At 64.7% G+C, this 22,246-nt stretch carries 22 protein-coding genes; 10 read left to right on the top strand and 12 right to left on the bottom strand.

Going from position 1 to position 22,246, the window contains the following annotated elements:
* Positions 1-284: 284 nt before the first annotated feature.
* The 3 genes from tuf to ABD923_RS10410 all read right to left on the bottom strand — a co-directional run bounded on the left by tuf (position 285) and on the right by ABD923_RS10410 (position 4,699).
* Positions 285-1,460 carry an elongation factor Tu gene (gene tuf, locus ABD923_RS10400; protein ID WP_345229462.1) on the bottom strand — a complete coding sequence of 392 codons (1,176 nt, stop codon included), beginning with the start codon at positions 1,458-1,460 and terminating at the stop codon, positions 285-287.
* A 158-nt stretch (positions 1,461-1,618) separates the two neighbouring features.
* A complete protein-coding gene (locus tag ABD923_RS10405) occupies positions 1,619-2,260 on the bottom strand; it encodes a hypothetical protein (protein WP_259554051.1) in 642 nt (213 codons plus the stop codon).
* A gap of 120 nt (positions 2,261-2,380) precedes the next feature.
* The gene (locus ABD923_RS10410; protein WP_345229463.1) at positions 2,381-4,699 is read right to left on the bottom strand and encodes a DNA topoisomerase IV subunit A; all 2,319 of its coding nucleotides are present in this window, start codon (positions 4,697-4,699) and stop codon (positions 2,381-2,383) included.
* A 146-nt stretch (positions 4,700-4,845) separates the two neighbouring features.
* On the opposite strand from ABD923_RS10410, the gene ABD923_RS10415 reads away from it, so the two are divergent.
* The 6 genes from ABD923_RS10415 to ABD923_RS10440 all read left to right on the top strand — a co-directional run bounded on the left by ABD923_RS10415 (position 4,846) and on the right by ABD923_RS10440 (position 9,295).
* Positions 4,846-5,415, top strand: coding sequence for an SH3 domain-containing protein (locus ABD923_RS10415; RefSeq protein ID WP_259554049.1), 570 nt, complete (start codon positions 4,846-4,848; stop codon positions 5,413-5,415).
* Positions 5,416-5,481: 66 nt separating this feature from the next.
* The gene (locus tag ABD923_RS10420; protein WP_259554060.1) at positions 5,482-6,309 is read left to right on the top strand and encodes an SDR family NAD(P)-dependent oxidoreductase; all 828 of its coding nucleotides are present in this window, start codon (positions 5,482-5,484) and stop codon (positions 6,307-6,309) included.
* 78 nt (positions 6,310-6,387) lie between these two features.
* Complete coding sequence (locus tag ABD923_RS10425; protein ID WP_259554048.1) at positions 6,388-6,597, top strand: twin transmembrane helix small protein; 210 nt, start codon at positions 6,388-6,390, stop codon at positions 6,595-6,597.
* A gap of 196 nt (positions 6,598-6,793) precedes the next feature.
* Positions 6,794-7,453 carry a PAQR family membrane homeostasis protein TrhA gene (gene trhA, locus ABD923_RS10430; RefSeq protein ID WP_259554047.1) on the top strand — a complete coding sequence of 220 codons (660 nt, stop codon included), beginning with the start codon at positions 6,794-6,796 and terminating at the stop codon, positions 7,451-7,453.
* Positions 7,454-7,607: 154 nt separating this feature from the next.
* A complete protein-coding gene (locus ABD923_RS10435) occupies positions 7,608-8,369 on the top strand; it encodes an electron transfer flavoprotein subunit beta/FixA family protein (RefSeq protein WP_259554045.1) in 762 nt (253 codons plus the stop codon).
* A complete protein-coding gene (locus tag ABD923_RS10440) occupies positions 8,369-9,295 on the top strand; it encodes an electron transfer flavoprotein subunit alpha/FixB family protein (RefSeq protein WP_259554044.1) in 927 nt (308 codons plus the stop codon). The genes ABD923_RS10435 and ABD923_RS10440 overlap by 1 nt, the downstream gene beginning before the upstream one ends.
* A 24-nt stretch (positions 9,296-9,319) precedes the next feature.
* On the opposite strand, the gene ABD923_RS10445 is transcribed toward ABD923_RS10440, so the two are convergent.
* Entirely contained in the window at positions 9,320-10,186 is an 867-nt protein-coding gene (locus ABD923_RS10445) for a DUF6473 family protein (protein ID WP_259554043.1), read from the bottom strand.
* Positions 10,187-10,417: 231 nt separating this feature from the next.
* Between ABD923_RS10445 and ABD923_RS10450 the strand changes: the two genes are divergently transcribed.
* A complete protein-coding gene (locus ABD923_RS10450; protein ID WP_259554042.1) occupies positions 10,418-11,293 on the top strand; it encodes a 3-hydroxybutyryl-CoA dehydrogenase in 876 nt (291 codons plus the stop codon).
* A 12-nt stretch (positions 11,294-11,305) separates the two neighbouring features.
* On the opposite strand, the gene ABD923_RS10455 is transcribed toward ABD923_RS10450, so the two are convergent.
* The 7 genes from ABD923_RS10455 to ABD923_RS10485 form a co-directional block, all read right to left on the bottom strand.
* The gene (locus ABD923_RS10455; RefSeq protein ID WP_345229464.1) at positions 11,306-12,226 is read right to left on the bottom strand and encodes a lysophospholipid acyltransferase family protein; all 921 of its coding nucleotides are present in this window, start codon (positions 12,224-12,226) and stop codon (positions 11,306-11,308) included.
* A 29-nt stretch (positions 12,227-12,255) separates the two neighbouring features.
* On the bottom strand, positions 12,256-12,540 hold the full coding sequence (locus ABD923_RS10460; RefSeq protein ID WP_222190728.1) for an HPr family phosphocarrier protein: 285 nt from the start codon (positions 12,538-12,540) through the stop codon (positions 12,256-12,258).
* Positions 12,537-12,929 carry a PTS sugar transporter subunit IIA gene (locus ABD923_RS10465; protein WP_259554040.1) on the bottom strand — a complete coding sequence of 131 codons (393 nt, stop codon included), beginning with the start codon at positions 12,927-12,929 and terminating at the stop codon, positions 12,537-12,539. The genes ABD923_RS10460 and ABD923_RS10465 overlap by 4 nt, the downstream gene beginning before the upstream one ends.
* A 3-nt stretch (positions 12,930-12,932) precedes the next feature.
* On the bottom strand, positions 12,933-13,859 hold the full coding sequence (gene rapZ, locus ABD923_RS10470) for an RNase adapter RapZ (RefSeq protein ID WP_259554039.1): 927 nt from the start codon (positions 13,857-13,859) through the stop codon (positions 12,933-12,935).
* A 67-nt stretch (positions 13,860-13,926) separates the two neighbouring features.
* The gene (locus ABD923_RS10475) at positions 13,927-14,397 is read right to left on the bottom strand and encodes an HPr kinase/phosphorylase (protein WP_259554038.1); all 471 of its coding nucleotides are present in this window, start codon (positions 14,395-14,397) and stop codon (positions 13,927-13,929) included.
* A gap of 36 nt (positions 14,398-14,433) precedes the next feature.
* Positions 14,434-16,140, bottom strand: coding sequence for a sensor histidine kinase (locus ABD923_RS10480; protein WP_259554037.1), 1,707 nt, complete (start codon positions 16,138-16,140; stop codon positions 14,434-14,436).
* 30 nt (positions 16,141-16,170) lie between these two features.
* Positions 16,171-16,872, bottom strand: a complete 702-nt coding sequence (locus ABD923_RS10485; RefSeq protein ID WP_222190718.1) for a response regulator transcription factor — start codon at positions 16,870-16,872, stop codon at positions 16,171-16,173.
* A gap of 351 nt (positions 16,873-17,223) precedes the next feature.
* On the opposite strand from ABD923_RS10485, the gene ABD923_RS10490 reads away from it, so the two are divergent.
* Together ABD923_RS10490 and ABD923_RS10495 are read left to right on the top strand one after the other, a co-directional pair.
* The gene (locus ABD923_RS10490) at positions 17,224-18,822 is read left to right on the top strand and encodes a phosphoenolpyruvate carboxykinase (RefSeq protein ID WP_259554036.1); all 1,599 of its coding nucleotides are present in this window, start codon (positions 17,224-17,226) and stop codon (positions 18,820-18,822) included.
* Between the two features lie 161 nt (positions 18,823-18,983).
* Entirely contained in the window at positions 18,984-19,550 is a 567-nt protein-coding gene (locus ABD923_RS10495; RefSeq protein WP_259554035.1) for a DUF3859 domain-containing protein, read from the top strand.
* Positions 19,551-19,557: 7 nt separating this feature from the next.
* Here the strand turns inward: ABD923_RS10495 and ABD923_RS10500 are convergent, their stop codons facing one another.
* On the bottom strand, positions 19,558-20,331 hold the full coding sequence (locus ABD923_RS10500; RefSeq protein ID WP_259554034.1) for a sulfite exporter TauE/SafE family protein: 774 nt from the start codon (positions 20,329-20,331) through the stop codon (positions 19,558-19,560).
* A 175-nt stretch (positions 20,332-20,506) separates the two neighbouring features.
* On the opposite strand from ABD923_RS10500, the gene ABD923_RS10505 reads away from it, so the two are divergent.
* A complete protein-coding gene (locus tag ABD923_RS10505) occupies positions 20,507-22,192 on the top strand; it encodes an acyl-CoA dehydrogenase family protein (RefSeq protein WP_259554033.1) in 1,686 nt (561 codons plus the stop codon).
* Positions 22,193-22,246 lie beyond the last annotated feature (54 nt).

A 22,246-nucleotide genomic window follows, 5' to 3' on the forward strand; every position in this document is an offset into this window, starting at 1 on the left:
GGATAGCCTTTGTCTTTGATGCGATTGGAATTTGGCGATCAAAGCGGCTGATCCATCGATGCCTCCTGTTGCCTGATGCGCGTGACGTAACATGACTCAGGCCGGAAAGCAAAACCCGGCCGTTGGGGGCCAGCCGCCCACACCATCACCGTAGCGACTCTGCATGTGTGACGGGATCGTGGGTATCAACGCCCCGTCACACAGAAAGAAGCCGCGGACAGTGCCGCGGCTTCCCTGATTTTCGTCGTGTGACTGCGCCAGCGTTCCGTTCGGAACGGGCGGGATCACTCGATGATTTTGGCGACGACGCCTGCGCCGACGGTGCGGCCGCCTTCGCGGATGGCGAAGCGCAGCCCGTCTTCCATGGCGATCGGGGCGATCAGCTCGACCGTGAACGACACGTTGTCGCCCGGCATCACCATCTCCGTGCCTTCGGCCAGCGTCACCGTCCCGGTCACGTCCGTCGTGCGGAAGTAGAACTGCGGGCGGTAGTTGGCGAAGAACGGCGTGTGACGGCCACCCTCTTCCTTCGTCAGGATGTAGGCCTCGGCCTCGAACTTCGTGTGCGGCGTCACCGAGCCCGGCTTGCACAGAACCTGGCCACGCTCGACACCGTCACGGTCCACACCGCGCAGCAGCGCGCCGATGTTGTCGCCCGCTTCACCGCGATCCAGCAGCTTGCGGAACATCTCGACGCCCGTGCAGGTCGTCTTGGTGGTGTCCTTGATGCCGACGATCTCGATCTCGTCGCCCACGTTGATCACGCCACGCTCCACACGGCCGGTCACAACCGTACCGCGGCCCGAGATCGAGAACACGTCCTCGATCGGCATCAGGAAGGGCTGGTCCACGGCGCGCTCGGGCGTCGGGATGTACTCGTCGACAGCGGCCAGAAGCTCCTTGATCTTGTTCTCGCCGATCTCGGGGTTGGTGCCTTCCATCGCCGCCAGCGCCGAGCCGGCCACGATCGGAATGTCGTCGCCCGGGAAGTCGTAGGAGCTCAGCAGCTCGCGCACTTCCATCTCGACCAGCTCGAGCAGTTCCTCGTCGTCGACCTGGTCGACCTTGTTGAGGAACACCACCAGCGCCGGAACGCCAACCTGGCGCGCCAGCAGGATGTGCTCACGCGTCTGCGGCATCGGGCCGTCGGCCGCGTTCACAACCAGGATCGCGCCGTCCATCTGCGCCGCACCCGTGATCATGTTCTTCACGTAGTCCGCGTGGCCGGGGCAGTCGACGTGCGCGTAGTGACGGTTCTCCGTCTCGTATTCCACGTGCGCCGTCGAAATCGTGATCCCGCGCGCCTTCTCCTCCGGCGCACCGTCAATCTGGTCATACGCCTTGAAGTCGCCGAAATACTTCGTAATCGCCGCCGTCAGCGTCGTCTTGCCGTGGTCAACATGGCCAATCGTGCCGATGTTCACGTGCGGTTTGTTACGTTCAAACTTTTCCTTTGCCATTGGCTGGCGCCCCGTCCATTCGGGGGCCCCGTCAAGCAGCAAACGCCGGGGCCCGGTTCAACATCGCGGGCGAGGTATTCGGCCCGCACGGAAAAATCAAGGTGCTATGTGGATCGGCGGCGATCCCGGGGCAGAAATCCTGCCCCGGATCGGCACGGTCACTCGGTTGCCTCTTCCAGCGCTTCGTCTGCGCCCTCGGGCGCGGATTCAGCGGCCTCTGCGGCAGCCTCGACCGCGCTTGCGGCATTTTCGGCGGCGTCGGGGTCGATGTTGAACCATTCGGGGTTGTCCAACATGAACAGCTGGATGCGCCGCGCCGCGTTCCGGGCCAGGATCTGCATTTGTTCATCCCGCGAGCGCGCGATGCCCGAGCCGACGATCATCGTTTCCGGGCTGGCGCCTTCGAACACCATGATCCGCTCGGGTTCGTCGTGCAGTTTCCGGCCAAGTTCATCGTCCCAGATATTGACCGACAGGATCAAAACCGAGCGCGGCTGCAACACGATCGGGATGCCCGGAGGGGCAAGCGCGTAGCCATCGACCGCGACGCCGATGTGATAGAGGCGGTCCCCCTCGTAGCCGCGGAAGCGGCGATCGATCTCGGCTTCGAGGATCTCGACCCATTCCTCGGGCTCGGCGTTGCGGGACGGCGGCACCTGCTGCGCGTTGTCGGCCACGACGATGTTGTGGGCCAGACGGAAATCACCCATGTCGGGCAGATCTTCCTCGAGCGGATCACCGGCCGCACAGGCTGCGACGAAGGCAACGACAGCAAGAGGGGCGAAGCGGGACAGGCGCATCTGGGAACGTCTCCTCGGCAAACGGTTGTCGGAGTCGATACAGCAGCGGGTGGCGAAAGGTAAACCCGTGCAACTTCGCGTGTCGCTCAGCGTGGCCTTCCTGCCGCTTTGGGCCGCGCCTCAGGTAAAGCGGTTGTCGCGGGGAAACCCGCGTGGCGCCATGCGCCCGGCGCTGGCCCGTTTCGCGGTCCATTCGACAAGGTCTGCCTCGGTCCGGGTCCGGCCCGCGGGATCGAGCCATGTCAAACCGTCGTCCAGCCGGAACGTGCGGGCATCCGACAGGCCGCCATCCTTGTATTTCTGAAGGCGCACACCCTTGCCACGCCCCAGTTCGGGCAGTTCATCCAACGAGAACACCAGCAGCTTGCGGTTCTCGCCGACAACGGCGACATGATCGTCGCCCTCGGCCAGCGGCACGCAAACCTTGGCCACGGCATCGCCGCGCACGTTCAGAACCTGTTTGCCCGCCCGTGTCTGCGCGACGATATCGTCCTCCGGCACGAGGAACCCGTCCCCGGCCGAAGAGGCGACCAGACGCTTGCCGCCGGGGCGATGCACGAACAGATCCACGATTTCGGATTCGTTGGGCAAATCGACCATCAGGCGCACAGGCTCGCCCAGGCCGCGACCGCCCGGCAGGTTGGAGGCGGGCAGCGTGTACACACGGCCCTGCGCCCCCATGATCAACAGCTTGTCCGTCGTTTCGGCGTGGAAAACGAACCGGCCCTCGTCTCCGTCGCGGAATTTCAACTCGCTCGACAGGTCGATATGGCCCTTCATGGCCCGGATCCAGCCCATCTTGGAGCAGACCACGGTGATCGGCTCGCGCTCGATCATGGCTTCGATCGGCACATCCGGGGTCTCGCCGGCTTCGGCGAATTCGGTGCGCCGCGCGCCGCCCTCGGCCTTGGCGCCGAAGGCCTTGCGCACCTCGCGCAGCTCGTCGGCGATCCGGGCCCATTGCAGGCCCTCATCGGCCAGCAGGTCTTCGAGCCCCGCGCGCTCCTCCATCAGGGCGTCGCGCTCGCGGATCAGCTCCATCTCTTCAAGGCGGCGCAGGCTGCGCAGGCGCATGTTGAGGATGGCCTCGGCCTGCACCTCGGTCAGTTCGCCATCGCCGGGCGGCGGCGTGACGTAATCCTTCTCGGAGGTGGCGCGGGTAAACTCGCGCCCCCAATCCTCGCGCATCAAGGCGGGTTTGGGCTCATCATCGTAGCGGATGATGTCGATGACCCGGTCGAGGTTCAGGAAGGCGATCAGGAAACCTTCCAGCACTTCGAGGCGGTGGTCGATCTTTTCCAGCCGATGCTGGGACCGGCGCTGAAGCACGTCGCGCCGGTGATCGAGGAAGGCGCGCAGCACTTCCTTCAGCGAACAGACCTTGGGCGTGCGCCCGTCGATCAGCACGTTCATGTTCAGGCTGAACCGCGTTTCAAGATCGGATTGCCGGAACAGGGTGCCCATCAGCACCTCGGGATCGACGTTCTTGGTCCGCGGCTCGAGGATGATGCGGATATCGTCGGCCGACTCGTCGCGCACATCGGCCAGGATCGGGACCTTCTTGGTCTGGATCAACTCGGCCAGCTTCTCGATCAGCTTGGATTTCTGCACCTGGTACGGGATCTCGGTGACGACGATCTGCCATTGGCCGCGGCCCAGGTCCTCGGTCTCCCACCGCGCGCGCAGGCGGAAGGCGCCACGCCCCGTGCGGTACGCCTCGGCGATATTCTCGCGCGGCTCCACGATCACGCCGCCGGTCGGAAAATCCGGCCCCGGAATGTAATTGAGCAGCGTTTCGTCCCGCGCATCGGGCGTCTTGATCAGGTGCAGGCAGGCCCCGATCAGTTCGTCGAGGTTATGCGGCGGGATGTTCGTGGCCATGCCCACGGCAATCCCGCTCGCCCCGTTGGCCAGCAGGTTCGGGACGGTGGCCGGCAGAACCTCGGGCTCGCGCAGGGTCCCGTCGTAATTGTCCCGGAAATCGACCGCGTTCTCGTCGAGGCCCTGCATCAGCGCCTCGGCCATGGCGGTCATCCGCGCCTCGGTGTAGCGGCTGGCGGCAGGGTTGTCGCCGTCGATATTGCCGAAATTCCCCTGCCCGTCGACCAGCGGATAGCGAATGACGAAATCCTGCGCGAGGCGCGCCATCGCGTCGTAGATCGCGGCGTCGCCATGCGGGTGATAGTTGCCCATCACGTCGCCCGAGATCTTGGCCGATTTGCGGAAACCGCCGTTGGACCCGAGGCGTAGCTCGCGCATCGCGTAAAGAATGCGCCGGTGCACCGGCTTCAGCCCGTCACGCGCATCCGGCAGGGCGCGGTGCATGATCGTCGACAATGCATATTGCAAGTAGCGAGAGCCGATCGCCCGCGACAGCGGTTCGGCGCTCAACCGATCGTCATCGGACCGGTCATCTTGTGGGGGATCCTGCTCGTCCATACCAAGGAATGTGATAGACTGCGCGGAAACGGGCGGCAAGCAGCCATCGGCCCGGGTGGTGCAATCACCTGTGGAAAAGCGCGCTTTGGCGAATCGAAGGCAGGCGGTGTAGGACGCCGGGAAACGAAGTGGGGGCCACACGGCACATGTTGCGATTGACGCTGTTCTTGCTCGTGGCGATCTACGCCGTGATGATCATATTTTCCGATGCGCCGCCCGAGGGGTTCCAGGCCGCGCGGGACGAGGTGGTGACGGTTCCCGGCGATCCGACCGCCCCCGAGGAAGACCCCGCCCTGCATGAAACGCCCGATGGCCGCCTTGTCCTGACGACGGAAGAGGGCGAAGACATCGTGATCGACGCGGTGGTGGAACCCGCCGACACCACGGGCGAGCGGATTACCCTTGGCGCGACCCCACCGACCGCCGCACCCGAGCAGGCCGCGCCCGAGGCCGAAGCCCCCGACATCACGGCCGAGGCCCCTCCCGCGGCGTCGCCGGGGCCATCGGCGACAACACCAGAACGCCTGCGCGTCACCGGGGACCGCGTGAATTTTCGGGCTGGCCCCTCGACCGACGATGCCATCCTGACGGCGCTTTTCCGCGGCGAGGAGGTGGAGTTGATCGAACGCGTGGGGGATGGCTGGGCGCATCTGCAAGTCATCGCCACCGGCCAAACCGGCTACATGTCCGAGGATTTCCTCGAACCGGTCAACTAGGCACGGTTGCCGGGGCCCCGCGCCTGACCTACCCCTCCCTGCGTGGAACTGAAAAAAGGCGACACCATGGGCGGAACCATTCTCATCACCGGCTGCTCGTCCGGAATCGGACGGGCCGCAGCCCATGGCCTGCGCCAGCGCGGATGGCGGGTGATCGCCAGCGCCCGGCAGCAGGCCGATGTGGACCGCCTCCGCGCAGACGGGTTCGACAGCGTGCGCCTCGACTACGCGAACCCCGACAGCGTCGCGCAGGGGCTGGCCGATACGCTGGATCTGACCGGCGGCACGCTGGACGCCCTGTTCAACAACGGGGCCTTCGGACTGCCCGGCGCGGTCGAGGACCTGCCGCGCGGCGCCCTGGAAGAGATCTTCGCCACCAACCTCTTCGGCGTCCACGACCTGACCCGACGCGTCATCCCCATCATGCGGGCGCAGGGGCATGGCCGCATCGTGCAGCATTCGTCGGTCTTGGGCCATGTCACCTACAAATGGCGCGGCGCCTACGTGGCCACGAAATTCGCCCTCGAAGGGCTGACCGACACGCTCCGGATCGAGATGATGGACACGCCCATTCATGTCGTGACGCTCAACACCGGCCCCGTCACCTCGATGCTGCGCCAAAAGGCCATCCCGCATTTCGAACGCTGGATCGATTGGCAGAATAGTCCGCGCGCCGATCTCTACCGGGCCAGCCTGCTCAAGCGGCTCTACGAGGATCGCGGCCCTGACCGGTTCGAACTCCCCCCCGAGGCGGTCGTCAGGGAACTGGTCCACGCCCTCGAAAGCCCCCGCCCCCGGCCGCGCTACTACATCACAACCCCGGCCTATATCGCCAACGGCCTCAGGCGCGCGCTGCCCACACGTGCGCTCGACTGGGTGCTGAACCGCGGTTAGACCTTACACGACGATGCGCTGGCTTTGCGCAAACTGCCTGCTAGATCGCCCGGAACGGGTGAAGAAAGAGACACGACCATGACCACCGACCCTCTTTTCATCGTAGCCTTGCTGGCTTGTATCGTGGTGCTCGTGATCCTGCTGATGGGGATCAACTCCTTCCGCAAGGGCGGCGTCGAGGGCAGCAAGCAGTCCAACAAGTTCATGGTTTGGCGCCTGATCGCGCAATTCGTTGCCGTGGTCCTGATCGCCGCCTTTGTCTTCTTCCGCGGGCAGTCCGGGGGCTGAGTCCACATCAGCGCCGTACGCAAACGGGGCCGTGCGCACCTTGCCCGTATTCCCTGGCGCTCTGGCCAATCCCCTTCATCTTGGCAAAAAACTCCGGGGGGTCCGGGGGGCAGAGCCCCCCGGCGGGTCGGCGCCGAAGGCGACGAAAAAGGCATGACCCCCTCGCAAACCTCTTTTTTGCTGCTACATTAAGAACATGTCGCATGTTGCAGGTCCGCGCCCTTACTCCCGCGCCGAGTATATCTCGGATGCCGCCATTCATGTGGTCGGTATTGGCGCGGCGCTGATTGCCGGGCCAATCCTCGTGGCCCTCGCGGCGATCCGCATCGGGGATGCGCCGACGGTCACGGCCACCACGATCTACGCCATCACGCTGCTCGCTATGCTCAGCTGCTCGGCGCTCTACAACATGATCCGGCGCCCGGAATGGGCCGACCGCCTTCGCCGCCTCGACCAATCCGCGATCTATTTCAAGATCGCCGGCACCTATACGCCCTTTGTCGCGCTCATGCCCGGATCGCCCGGGTTCCTCGCAGCCATCTGGGGCGTGGCGGCGGCCGGTGCGTCCATCGTCATCTTCAGCACCCGCAAACGCATGCTGATCGCGCTGGTGCTCTATCTCGGCCTCGGCTGGGCGGGGGCCGTCATGGGCGGCCCACTGGTCTCAGGCCTCAGCAGCTGGGGCGTGACGCTTCTGGCGACCGGGGGCATCCTCTACTCGGCGGGCGTCGTTTTCCTGATGTGGCACAAGCTGCCCTTCCACAACACGATCTGGCATGGCTTCGTCCTTGCCGCCACGATTGCCTGCTATGCCGCGATCTGTGTCGAACTGATGCGGCACACCGGGTTGACCTGACCCGGCGTGAGCCATTCTGACGCGGCGTCGATGGCACGCCCCGCGTCGATTTTGGCCTGTTTTCACCCGAACGATATGTCTATCACTCACCGTGGTGAGGAATTCGCGGGGAGACGGCTCCCCGAAAGTAGGATTGAGAGAGAGGAGACGTGCGATGAAGGTCCTCGTACCTGTGAAGCGCGTGATCGACTACAACGTGAAGGTCCGCGTCAAGGCGGACGGCTCCGGCGTCGATCTCGCCAATGTGAAAATGTCCATGAACCCGTTCGACGAGATCGCCGTCGAAGAGGCGATCCGCCTGAAAGAGGCGGGCAAGGCCGACGAAGTCGTCGCCGTATCCATCGGGGTCAAGCAGGCACAGGAAACCCTGCGCACCGCGCTGGCGATGGGGGCCGACCGTGCCATCCTCGTCGTCGCCGCCGATGACGTCCACCAGGATATCGAGCCGCTGGCCGTCGCCAAGATCCTCAAGGCCGTGGTCGACGAGGAACAGCCGGGCCTCGTTCTGGCCGGCAAGCAGGCGATCGACAACGACATGAACGCGACCGGCCAGATGTTGTCGGCGCTTCTGGGCTGGTCCCAGGCGACCTTCGCCTCGGGCATCGAGATCGACGGCGACACCGCCAAGGTCACGCGCGAGGTCGACGGCGGCCTTCAGACCATCGCCGTCAAGATGCCGGCGATCGTCACCGTGGACCTGCGCCTGAACGAGCCGCGCTACGCGTCGCTGCCCAACATCATGAAGGCCAAGAAAAAACCGCTGGATGAAAAGACGGCGGCCGATTACGGCGTCGACACCGCGCCGCGCCTCGAAGTGCTGAAGACCAGCGAACCCGAGGAACGCAAGGCCGGCATCATCGTCGGCTCGGTGGATGAACTTGTCGAGAAACTGAAAACCGAAGCGGGGGTGATCTGATGGCTGTTCTGCTTCTTGCCGAAGTAACCGGTGGCGAACTGGCGATGGATGCCACGGCCAAGGCCGTGACCGCCGCCAAGCCGCTGGGCGATGTGACCGTGCTCTGCGCCGGCGCCTCGGCCAAATCCGCGGCGGACGCCGCCGCGACCATCGACGGCGTGGCCAAGGTGCTCTGCGCCGAGGGCGACAGCCTGGGCCATCGCCTTGCTGAAACCACCGCCGACCTGATCGTTGGGCTTGCGGGCGACTACACCCACATCGTCGCCCCCGCGACCACGGACGCCAAGAACATCATGCCCCGCGTTGCGGCGCTGCTGGACGTCATGGTGATCTCGGACGCCTCGGGCGTGGTGGATGCCGACACGTTCGAACGCCCGGTTTACGCAGGCAACGCCGTGCAGACCGTGAAATCGTCGGATGCCAAGAAGGTCATCACCTTCCGCACCTCGACCTTCGACGCGGCCGGCGCCGGCAACTCGGCCCCGGTCGAGATGGTCGATGCCCCGGCGGCCTCGGGCCTGTCGGAATGGGTCGAGGACAAGGTCGCCGAAAGCGATCGTCCGGAACTGACCAGCGCGGGCATCGTCGTCTCGGGCGGCCGTGGCGTCGGCTCGGAAGAGCAATTCGCCCTGATCGAGTCGCTGGCCGACAAGCTGGGCGCCGCCGTCGGCGCCAGCCGGGCCGCCGTCGACTCGGGCTATGCGCCGAACGACTGGCAGGTGGGCCAGACCGGCAAGGTGGTCGCCCCCGAGCTCTACATCGCCGTCGGCATTTCCGGTGCCATCCAGCACCTGGCGGGGATGAAGGACTCCAAGGTCATCGTCGCGATCAACAAGGACGAGGAAGCCCCCATCTTCCAGGTGGCCGATTACGGGCTTGTGGCCGACCTGTTCGACGCCGTGCCGGAGTTGACCGGCAAGCTCTGATTGAACGGACGTCTCCTCCCAATATTACGCCCCGCGCCGGTTCGCCTGCGCGGGGTTTTTCATGGCACCGTCCGCCGAAAGATGCGTGGCCAAGGCCCGCGCTGCATCCCTGTGAACCTCCGGCCCCGGCAGGACACGGGCCGCCGCCTCTTCCCGCGCGGCGAAGAACATGCCCCGCGTCGGATTCCGGCTGGCAGCCGGTGGCCGCACGGCCACGGTGACGGACCGCGCAAGATGCGCGACATCATCCAGCATCGCCTGGGTCAGGAACAGCGGCTCCATCCCCAACCCGCGTTGCGCCCGATCCTCGCCCGGCAGGCGGTTTGACAGCCACAGCAGGTGCACCGGCACCGACGACTCCGACAGGAACTTCGCCATGCGCGCCCGCCACGCGACCTGCAATTCCTCCCGCAGGATGGCGAACCGGTCGCGTGAACGCGACTTCAGATGGGTCAGCAGGTGACGGGTAAAATGAAACTCCGTGAAATCCACATCGCGGTAGATCGTACTGAGGATCGAGCTTGCCTTTAGGAACCGATCATTGCGCCGGGGATGCACCGAGTAGAAGCGGTTGGTCATGTTCTGCGCCCCGGTGACCTGCAGCACCACCGCCGAGGCCCCGCGCATGGCGCGCTGGATCGCGCCGTCATTCATCATCACATCCATGCCCGCGCCGATGACACCCATGTTGACCACCTGCTGCCCGAGTTGGCGCGACATCTCCTCGGCATAGGGCGCATGGATGAAGCGGCCGAAGGTTTCGGCACCGCCGAGACACAGGATGTAGGGCCGGGACAGATCGACGGCAGGGCCCCTGAACCGCAGGACGGACCCGGGATAGACCACGGGTTGATAGTCGAGGGGCATATAGCCCCGATGCACGAAACTCATTTCTGTTGCTCCCACCATGTTGAGACTCACCCATGGCCACCCTTTCAGAAACGCGTTTCCCAATTCCTAAACGTATGTTTTAATTTAATTTTGACCTACACATCCCCCTGCGAACGCCGAATTCCGGCGGGTCGCGCAACCTGTGGGAATGGCTTGTGCCCGGGTAGCGCTGGCGCATAGTCTCGGGCCTGCGCCGGCGGCCCGCCGAGCGAGAGACAGGAGAAGAAACGCATGCAGGTGGCAAAGATCGGAATCGTCGGAGCGGGACAGATGGGCAATGGCATCGCCCATGTCTGTTCGCTGGCGGGCTATGATGTCGTGATGTCCGATATCAGCCCGGATGCGTTGAACGCCGCGATGGCGCTGATCGACAAGAACATGAGCCGCCAGGTTTCGCGCGGCAAAATCACCGAAGAGGAAAAAACCGGCGCGCTGGCCCGGATCAGGACGACGACCAACCTGTCCGAGGTCGGGCCATCGGACCTGATCATCGAGGCCGCGACCGAACGCGAGACGGTCAAGCAGGCGATCTTCGAGGATCTGGGCCCGCACCTGTTGCCGCATACGATCCTGACCTCGAACACCTCGTCGATCTCGATCACGCGGCTGGCGAGCCGAACAGACCGGCCCGAGAAGTTCATGGGCTTCCACTTCATGAATCCCGTGCCGGTGATGCAGCTGGTCGAACTGATCCGCGGGATCGCCACGGATGAAGAGACGTTCAAGGCCTGCAAGGAAGTGGTGGACCGCCTTGGAAAGACCTCTGCCACGGCCGAGGATTTCCCCGCCTTCATCGTCAACCGCATCCTGATGCCGATGATCAACGAGGCGGTCTACACGCTCTACGAAGGCGTTGGCAGCGTGCGCTCGATCGACGAGTCGATGAAGCTGGGCGCCAACCACCCGATGGGGCCGCTGGAATTGGCCGATTTCATCGGCCTCGACACCTGCCTTGCCATCATGAACGTGCTCCATGACGGGTTGGCGGATACGAAATACCGCCCCTGCCCCCTGTTGACGAAATACGTCGAAGCGGGCTGGCTTGGCCGCAAGACCGACCGGGGGTTCTACGATTACCGGGGCGAGGAACCGGTTCCGACACGGTAAGGTCGCGGCGCCTTAGCCGCGCGCGTCGGGATTGTCCCTCAGCGATAGGGTCCGCTGCCGGAGCCACGCCATGAACTCTCGCGGCTTGGCGATCCGGTCCGCCCATTCCTCGGGCGGGATGGGGTTGCCGATGATCGGGGCCTGCGGCTTGTCGAAACTGTGCACCACTTCGTGGATCAGAAGACCCTGACGCAGGATCGGAGAGATCCGGTTGGCGATCTGGTACCAGCGTGAATTCGATCCGGTGAAGAAACACGGCACGATGGTCGCGCCCGTGGTCCGGATCAACTTTGCGGTGAAGACGTTCCACTCGCCCTCGACGGCAGGGCCGAACATCGACTCCGAGGCCGCGACCGCGCCGGAGGGGAAGAGGGCGATCAAACCGCCCGCCTTGAGATGCGTCAACGCCTCGGCCCGCATGGCCAGCATCTTCTGCTGCGCGTCCGGCTCGTGCGGGAACGGCACGGGGATCATGAACCCTGCGGCCGCCTCGTCGATGCCGGTCAGCAGCGCACGGGTGAGGATGCGGTAATCCAGACGCCGACGCCCGATCAGATCCGCCAAGATCATGCCATCGACAAGGCCGTGCGGATGGTTCGCCACGAAAACGACAGGGCCTTCGGACGGGATGCGCTCAAGCTGATGCCGGGGGGTTTGCAGGTCGATCCCCATCACCTTCATCGTCGCGGGCCAGAAGGCCTGCCCGGTGTGTTCGCCCATCTGTTCGAACTGGCGCACCCGGCGGATGATGGCGACCTTGCCGGTCAGCCACTCGATCGTCTTGATCGTGTTGCGCACGAACGGGTTGTCGAAACTGTTGGCATAGGTCAGCGACCGGCGGTCATAGACATTGCCCGGCCCGTCCAGACGCGCAGGGGCCGGGGCCGATACGGAATTGCGATGCTGGGTATCCGTCACGCGCCTTCGTTCCATCGTTCAGATCGACCGTGCGCCCGGGCTGTTCAATCGCCCTCGCCGAACTTGTCGGCCACCAGCGCAGCAAGCGCATCTGCCAAGACTTCGGCCTCGGGACCCGAGGTTTCGACCTCAATAGTGCTTCCCTTGGAAGCTGCCAACATCAAAAGCCCCATGATGGAGTCGCCGGCGGCACTCAGCCCATCCTTGCGGACGGTTGCCGTTGCGTCATGGTTCTCCACCACCTCGACGAACCGGGCCGAGGCGCGGGCGTGGAGGCCCTTCACGTTCACGATCTTCAGGTCTCGTGTCACGGTGTCGGCACTGCTCATTCCGGGGCTCCGTCGAAACTGTTGATATAGCGCCGACCGGCCTCGGCGGCGCGCGCCACGGCTTCCTCGACCCCGAGGCGGCGGGATTTCGCCAGCTTGATCATCATCGGCAGGTTCACCCCCGTCAGGATCTTGCGGTTCGACGGGCGGCAGGCGCGCAAGCTCAGGTTCGAGGGCGAGCCGCCATACATGTCGGTCACCACGACCACCCCCTCGCCGGTATCGACCCGGTCGGCCGCATCGCAGATTTCCCGCGTTCGCGCGGCCCGGTCATCTTCGGGACCGACCGAGATCGCGATCATCGCCGGTTGCGGGCCCACGACATGTTCGGTGGCCCGCATCAATTCGGATGCGAGCCCCCCATGGGCGACGATAACGATTCCGATCACAGATCAGGCCTCTGACATGTCAGGCCGCGACGCCGCGATGCGCCGCTGCTCCACTTCCCTGTGCCTTTTAGACACATGCCATCCTTCTTCCGCAAGGTGGGCGGCAAGGTTTTCGGCCATTGCCACCGACCGGTGCTGCCCGCCGGTGCAGCCGAAGGCGACGGTCAGGTGGCTTTTCCCTTCCTCGCGGAAGGCCGGAAGCAGGAGCGCCAGCATCTCCTGCACCTGCGCCTCGAACTGTGCGTGCCGGGGGTCCTCGGCAATGTAGGCCTGCACGCGGGGGTCGCGGCCATCCTGCGGTTTCAGGTCGGCGTCCCAATGCGGATTGCGCAGGAACCGGCAATCGAAAACCAGGTCCGCGCCGGTCGGAAGCCCCCGCCGATAGGAAAAGGACATGACGGTCACGCTAAGCTTCTGCGTCCCGTCCGGCGAAAAGAGGCGCGTGATTTCCGCGCGCAATTCATGGGGCGTCAGGCTCGTCGTGTCGATCAGTACGGAGGCATGGCCGCGCACCGGGCTCAGCAGGTCACGCTCCAGCGTGATGCCGTTCGCCGGGTCCGCATCCGGGGCCAGCGGGTGCCGCCGCCGCGTTTCCGAGTAGCGCCGTTGCAGCGTGTGCGGGTCGCAATCGAGGTAGACGAGTTCCACCTCGACGCCCTCGGACGCCTGCAATCTGTGGGAGGCTTCCAGCAGTCTTTCGGCGCTGAACTCGCGGTTACGGGCATCGGTGCCGAACGCCATCGGGCGGTCGGGCGGTGCCCCCTCCAGCAAGCGCGGCAGCAGGCTGAGCGGGAGATTGTCGATCGCCTCGAACCCGATATCCTCCAGCGCGTTGATCGCGGTAGAGCGCCCGGCGCCCGACGGCCCAGTCACAAGAACGACCCGCACCGGCGCGGTGGTGGGTGGGCGCGGGTCTGTCTGGTCGGTCATCTGAGGTCCGTTCGCTGTAATTCCATGCCTGGACCTTGCCATATGGCCCGCGGAAGGTTGAGGGCAATCATGGCTCTGCCCGCCCGCTCCGCAAGAGCTGAAGGATCGCGGCTGCGAGGTGGGGGTTATCCTTGCCCTGCAGCAAGGGACTCTCTGTCGGCCCGACCGCCACCGCATGTCTGACCGGCAAGCGGTCGGCTTCGGCGGCGTCGAGATCGACCACCAGCGCCAGGCGGGCGCGGTCGACCACCTCGCCCGCGTTCAAAATGCCGACACCGCGCGCTTCGATCATCGGCGGGGCAGCGGCGGGGCGGGACAGAACCGGGCCGTCCGGGTGCGGCTCCAGCCACACGCCGTCATCGGCGACATAGGTGGCACCAAAGGCCATGAGAGACAGGGCAAGCGTGGATTTCCCGGCGCCTGGCTGGCCGAGGATCAAGACCGCGTTCTGACCGAGCGCAACCGCGCTGGCCCGGAAATACCAGCGATCCCCATCGCAAGACGCGGCGCGATCGGTCAACGATGGCAGGTGTGTCATGTGAACACCGCCGGTGCGGTCGGCTGCTGCGTCAGATCAGATCGGCAGGCCGACGACAAACCGGGCCCCCAGAGGTTCCGACGCGGCATCGAGGTCGGTCGGGCGGATGTTCTCGGCCCAGATCACGCCGCCATGGGCTTCGACGATCTGCTTCGAGATGGCGAGGCCAAGGCCGGAATGGTTGCCGAACTGCTGAACCGGGCGCTCGGAATAGAACCGGTTGAAGACCTTGGTCAGGGCCGATTCAGGGATGCCCGGCCCGGTATCCTCGACCACGATCAGAACCCGGTTCTCGCGCCGCCGCGTCCAGAGCCGCACCGCGTCCCCTTCCTCGCAGAAGGAAATCGCGTTGCCGAGGAGGTTGACGAAAACCTGCGCCAAGCGCCCTTCGAGGCCAGAGATCATGATCTTCTCGGAGGGCAGGTCAGTGATGAACTCGACGCCCTTCTTGGCCGCTTCCTCGGAATGGTATTGCGACAGGTTTTCCAGCGTGCGGACGAGGTTGAATTCCTCTTCCTCCTCTTTCACCAATTCGCTGTCGAGGCGCGACGCGTTCGAGATGTCCGAGACCAGCCGGTCAAGGCGCTGCACATCGTGTTCGATCACTTCCAGCAGGCGATTGCGCTGATCGTCCGTGCGGGCGACGCGCATGGTGCCCACGGCGGAACGCAGGCTGGCCAACGGGTTCTTGATCTCGTGGCTGACATCGGCGGCGAATTGTTCGTTCGCGTCCATCCGGTCGTAGAGTGCCGCCACCATGCCGCGCAGGGCGCCGGAGAGACGACCGATCTCGTCGGGCCGGCCGGTCAGGTCGGGGATGCGCACGCGCGTCGGGCTCATCTTGCGGGCATTCTTGTCCCGGCCAAGTTCGGCAGCGGCGGCAAGGTCGGACAGCGGGTTCGCGATGGTGGAGGCGAGTACGAGGCTCAGGCCGATCGACACCAGCAGGGCCACGACGAACATCTGGAGCAGTTGCTCGCGCTCCATGCGGACGAGTTCGTCGATCTCGCCCGCCGCGGTGGACACCACGAGAAACCCGAGCGTCCCGGTGGCCCCGTCGACGGGTGTCGCGGCGGCGAACACCGTGCCTGCGCCAGAGGCATTGCGGTGAAGAACCGTCGCCCCATCGCGGGCCGAGTCGATCAACGACCGCGCGAACTCCTCGGGCGAGAGACGCGGCGCATCGGCGGGCTGCGCGCCGAAGAGTGCGGACATCGCGCGCCACGAACTGTTCAGGAAATCGGTAATGATCAGCGCGTCGTCGGCCTGCCGTGGCAGACCACGGACCGGTCTGGCCGGCGTACCCGCCACATCGGCCGTCGAGGTCACGAGCGTTCCGTTCGGATCGAACAGGAACACGTCGACCCCATCGGCCAAGCCGATCCGGCCCAGGACGACATCGGGGTCGATACCGTCGCCCGTCAGCAGGTTCACCGGCGCGCTTTCCGGCAGGCTGGCCTCGAACACCTCGGCCAGCAGTTGCGCCTCGATCGCGAGGGCGCGCTCGCGCTGTTGCACGAGGCTGTCCCGGAACGGGCTGAGGTACAGAACACCTGCGACCAGCACGACGATGCTGAGCAGGTTGAACATGATGATCTTGCGCGCCAGCGGCGAGCGGTTGAGCGAGATCACGCCACGCCGCTGCCGCGCGGCGCGCAGTTCGGACTCGACGCTGCCCGCGGGGCGATCCCAATCCTCGCCAAGGACGATATCCGCCCGCGCCGAGGCGCGGCGGTTGGTCATGGAAATATCCGCGGGCACCGATCTGGCCCCTTATTCTTCGTTGTAGCGATAGCCGATGCCGTAGAGCGTCTCGATTGCCGAGAACTCGTCATCGACCGAGCGCATCTTCTTGCGCAGCCGCTTGATGTGGCTGTCGATGGTGCGGTCATCGACGTAGACCTGTTCGTCATAGGCGACATCCATCAGCTGGTCGCGGCTCTTGACGAAGCCGGGGCGCGAGGCGAGGGCCTGAAGCAGCAGGAACTCGGTCACGGTGAGCGACACGTCCAGCCCTTTCCAGGTCACCGCGTGGCGCAGGGGGTCCATGGTCAGGTTGCCGCGCACCATGACGGCGCTTTCCTCGGGCGTGCCGGCGGCATCCGAAGACAGCGCTTCCTGGCGGCGCAGGATCGACCGGATACGTTCGACCAGAAGACGCTGCGAGAACGGTTTCTTCACGTAGTCGTCCGCGCCCATGCGCAGGCCCATCAACTCGTCGATCTCGTCATCCTTGGAGGTCAGGAAGATCACGGGCATCTTGGATTTCTGGCGCAGGCGTTGCAGCAGATCCATCCCGTCCATGCGCGGCATCTTGATGTCGAACACGCCGAGGTCCGGCAGGCGCCGGTTGAACGCGTCGAGCGCGGATTGACCATCGTTGTAGGTTTCGACGTCAAAGCCCTCGGCTTCGAGGGTCATGGAGACAGACGTCAGGATGTTCCTGTCGTCATCGACAAGCGCAATCTTCGCCATCGTGCTTTCCTTATACTGCCCAATATATGTTATTTTTCGATCATTGTCCTGATTTGGCCCCCGGGAATCAATCTCAAACTTGCGAATCGGCCACCGCCGTTGCCTCAAAACTGCCATAATCGGGTTAATGAGTCGTTTAGGGCACACTCGCCGTTCGCGCAGCGGGCGCATTGCGCAGCCTTACGGCGATTCGAAAGAAAATTTCGTGATGGTTGCGCTAACTGCGCCGAAGCGTCCTGTTCAGATACAAAAACGTCATGTTATACGCGCCGCAGCATCAATATGTTGACCCGTGGATCGGGTCGGCGACCCAATGGCATCCGCCCCGAAACGGCCCAGGAGCATTCAGACATGATCGAAGGACGCGTGAACCCGGCCCAAACGCTGGAAAAACAGGGTATCACTGGCCTCGGCGCAGTCCATTACAACCTGCTTGAACCCGCGCTGATCGAAGCCGCCTTGCGCAAGGGCGAAGGCAAGCTTGGAAACGGGGGCACGCTGCTTGTCTCGACCGGCAAGTTCACCGGCCGCTCGCCCAAGGACAAGCACGTGGTCAAGACCGAGAGCGTCGCCGACGAAATCTGGTGGGACAACAATGCCGCGATGACGCCGGAGGCGTTCGACCAGCTGCACGCCGACATGCTGGAGCACATGAAGGGCCGCGAGGTGTTCGTGCAGGATTTGCACGGGGGCGCAGACGCGGCGTTGAAACTGGACGTGCGCGTGGTGACCGAGCTGGCCTGGCACAGCCTGTTCAGCCGCACCATGCTGCGACGTCCCGCACGCGAAACGCTGGACAGCTTCACCCCTGAATTCACGGTCATCAACTGCCCCAGCTTCAAGGCCGATCCCGAGCGCCACGGCTGCCGCACCGAAACCGTCATCGCGATGAATTTCGACAAGAAACTGATCCTGATCGGCGACACGGAATATGCCGGCGAGATCAAGAAATCCGTCTTCACGCTGCTGAACTACATCCTGCCCGGCAAGGGCGTGATGGCGATGCATTGCTCGGCCAACCACGCCATCGGAAACCCGGAAGACAGCGCCGTGTTCTTCGGCCTGTCCGGCACCGGCAAGACGACGCTGTCGGCCGACCCGTCGCGCACGCTGATCGGCGATGACGAACATGGCTGGTCGGACAACGGCATCTTCAATTTCGAGGGTGGCTGCTACGCCAAGACGATCAACCTGCGGCAAGAGGCCGAGCCCGAGATCTACGCCACGACCCAGAAATTCGGCACCGTGATCGAGAACATGGTCTACGACCCCGAGACGCTGGTCCTGGATTTCGACGATGACAGCCTGACGGCCAACATGCGGTGCGCCTACCCGCTGGAAGAGATCTCGAACGCCTCCGAAAGCGGCATGGCCGGACATCCGAAGAACATCGTGATGCTGACCTGCGACGCCTTTGGCGTCCTGCCTCCGATCGCGCGGCTGACTCCGGCGCAGGCGATGTATCACTTCCTGTCGGGCTTCACCTCCAAGGTGGCCGGAACCGAGCGCGGCGTGACCGAGCCCGAACCGACCTTCTCGACCTGCTTCGGCGCGCCCTTCATGCCGCGCCGCCCCGAGGTGTACGGCAAGCTGCTGCAGGAAAAGATCCATGCGCACGAGGCGACTTGCTGGCTGGTCAATACCGGCTGGACGGGCGGTGCCTATGGCACGGGCTCCCGCATGCCGATCAAGGCCACCCGGGCCCTGTTGACCGCGGCACTGGACGGGTCGCTCACCGCCGGAGAATTCCGCCGCGACCCCAATTTCGGGTTCGAGGTTCCGACGCGCTGCCATGACGTCGACGATGCGCTGCTGGACCCCCGCGGCACCTGGGCCGATCCGGCGGCCTATGACCAGCAGGCGGCGAAGCTTGTTGCGATGTTCGCCGACAATTTCGCGCAATACGTGCCTTATATCGACGACGATGTGAAAAACGCCGCGATCGGCTGATCCCGCAAGGGATTTCGACATTGCCCCCGCTCCGGCATCGGAGGCGGGGGCTTTTCGTTTCAGCGGGATCGCGCGCGGCAACCCGACCGGCCGAGGCACCTGATTGCAGTGTCCTGCGTGGCTGCTACGCTCGGGCCATGTCAGCCATGTTCGGAGGCGCGATGATCAGACCCGTTGCCCTGTGCCTTTGCCTTCTCGTTGCCCCTGCCATCGCGCAGGAGGAGGCGCCGCTTGCGCCGTCGGACGCGGCGGACAACCCGCGCATCGGGGCGTTGATCGACGAGATCGAGTGGGGCGTCTACTGCGCGCAGGACCCCGTGCGCCTTGAAGACGCGCCCGACACGGCCGCCGGCACGATCAACATCGTGCAGGACCTGCCGCAGATCCGCTTCGAGGATACGGTTGTCCCGGCTGCGCTTGGCATGGGCTTTGGCGTGCTTGCGCGGGTGGCAGAGGGGACCGACCCCGGCCCGGTGACCGTCACTGTCACGCACCCGCCCTACCCGGGCAGCGGCATTACCGTCGAACGCTGGATCGCCACGATGAACGACACGGCGATGTCGCTTTTCGGGTTCAGCTTCGAGACACAGGATGAATTGGTCACGGGCACCTGGACCCTCATCGCGGAAGCAAACGGGGACGAGCTGTTCCACATCCGCTTCGAGATCGTGCCGCCCGATTTCGCCCGCCCGATGGTGGCGGCCTGCCAGGGCGGGTTCATGTCCTGAGCGCGGCTCAGCCCATGATCCCGCGCCGCACGAGGTTCGCCCCGGCCAACACCAGCACAGCCAGGGTGACCTTGCGGAACACCGCCGGGTTCAGATGATCGGAAAGGCGGAAACCGATCTGCATCCCGAGAAAGGCCGGGATCAGCAGCGCAGCGGAGAACGGCGCGGTCGTCGCCGTCAGCACGCCCGATTGAAGATGGCCCGCGAGCAAGCTGACCGAGCCGAGCCCGTAAACGACGCCCTGCACCAGCAACTGCTTGGCCTTGGGCGTTTCCAGCGCGATCAGGTAAAGGACCGTCGGCGGCCCCCATGTGCCGGTCATGCCGCCGAGGATGCCCGAAAGCGCCCCGATGCCCCATTCCGCAAGGCGGCGCCGGTGCCGGGGAATGTGGAAGGTGACGCCCATCAACTGGATCAGGGACAGGATGACCACCGGAATGCCGAGGATCAGGTAGAAGACCCGTGTCGGGATTGCGGTCACGAATTGCGCAACGATGACGATCATCACACAGACGATCACGATGTAGCGCCAATACTCCCGGATCGCCGCCATCGCCTCGACCCGGCCGAATCGCGCCACTTGCAGGAAGTTGGACATCACGATGGGCAGGATGATCCCCGCGATGGCCAGCAAGGGGTCCAGGAACAGCGACAGGCCCGAAATCATGATCAGCGGCATGGCAAAGCCGATCGCCCCCTTCACGAATCCCGCGATCAGGGTGACGCCGACAGCCACGGCAAAGGCCCATAAGGGCATGAGGGATAAAGTGTCTTCGAGCATGGCGCGTTTTCGTTCGCGCCCTCATATCCTGCTTTGCAGGTCGCTGCAGCGCAAAAAGCTGCGCGACATTTTCGTGCGCCTCGCAATAAAAACCGGCATTTTTGTTGCGCTGCACCTGCAAAGGCCCTAAGTCACGCGATAACCGTGACAGACCTGCCCCGAGAGGAGACCGACGATGCCCCGTGATGGACAGCCGATCCCCGAAACCGACGTGATCCTGCCGGATCTCTTGTCGCTGACCAAGGCCGCCATCGCACCGGCCGAAGCGCTGCTGGACAAGGCGAAGGAGCACCTGCGCGCCGAGGTGACCAAGGATGGCCGCATCTCGGGCGGGCTGGTCGAGGCGAACCAGACCGCGGCCCACGGGCTGGCCTGGATCGCAACCTATGTCGAGGCGCTGCGCCAGATGCAGGCCTGGGCCGAGAAACTGCAAGGCGAAGGCAAGTTCGGCGAGGTCGAGCAGCTGATCCAGCAGATCGCCTTCGGCGAATACCTCTGGCAACTTTACGGCGGCATCCCGATGAGCCAGGGCGAGATGCTGCGCCCGCAGGACGTGGGCCTGACGCAGGACGACCAACGCGCGCTGATGGTGCCCGAGGTCATGACCCTCACCCAGGGCGGCAACACCCAGGCCGCGCGGACGCGGCTGGTGGAACTGATGCAGGAACGTTCGGCCGAGATCACGGTCGGCGCGTCGGGCCTCGACGAAGAGCTGGAGATGATCCGCGAGCAATTCCGCCGCTACTCGGTCGATCGCGTCATCCCGCATGCCCATGAATGGCACCTCAAGGACGAGTTGATCCCGATGGAGGTGATCGAGGAACTGGCCGAGATGGGCGTCTTCGGCCTGACCATCCCCGAGGAATACGGCGGGTTCGGCCTGTCCAAGGCGTCGATGTGCGTCGTGTCCGAGGAGCTGTCGCGCGGCTATATCGGCGTCGGCAGCCTTGGCACCCGCTCCGAGATCGCGGCAGAGCTTATCCTGGCGGGCGGCACCGAAGAACAGAAGCAGAAATGGCTTCCGGCGCTCGCCTCGGCCGAGAAATTGCCGACCGCCGTCTTTACCGAGCCGAATACCGGGTCGGATCTTGGCAGCCTGCGCACCCGCGCCGTCAAGGACGAGAACGGCGACTACAAGGTGACCGGCAACAAGACCTGGATCACCCATGCCGCGCGCACGCATGTGATGACGCTGCTGGCCCGCACCGATCCGAACACGACCGACTACAAGGGCCTGTCGATGTTCCTGGCCGAGAAGGAACCGGGCACCGACGAGCACCCGTTCCCGACCGAGGGCATGACCGGTGGCGAGATCGAGGTGCTGGGCTACCGCGGGATGAAGGAATACGAGCTGGGCTTTGACGACTTCCACGTGAAGGGCGAGAACCTGCTGGGCGGAGAGGAAGGCAAGGGCTTCAAACAGCTCATGGAAACCTTCGAATCGGCCCGTATCCAGACCGCGGCCCGCGCCATCGGTGTGGCCCAGTCGGCCTTGGACGTGGCCATGCAATATGCGCAGGACCGCAAGCAGTTCGGCAAGTCGCTGATCGAGTTTCCGCGCGTGTCGGGCAAGCTGGCGATGATGGCGGTCGAGATCATGATCGCGCGTCAGCTGACCTACTTCTCGGCCTGGGAAAAGGACGAGGGGCGGCGTTGTGACGTCGAGGCCGGCATGGCGAAACTGCTCGGGGCCCGCGTGGCCTGGGCCTGCGCCGATAACGGCTTGCAGATCCATGGCGGCAACGGCTTTGCCCTGGAATACACGATCAGCCGCATCCTGTGCGACGCGCGCATCCTGAACATCTTTGAGGGTGCCGCCGAGATTCAGGCGCAGGTCATCGCGCGGCGCTTGCTGGGCTGAGCGGGTCAGCGGGGGCTGTCTGCCCCCGCACTCCCGAGAGTTTTCTTGCCAAGA

The organism is [Roseibacterium] beibuensis (genome assembly GCF_039542305.1).
Lineage (GTDB): Bacteria > Pseudomonadota > Alphaproteobacteria > Rhodobacterales > Rhodobacteraceae > Roseibacterium > Roseibacterium beibuensis.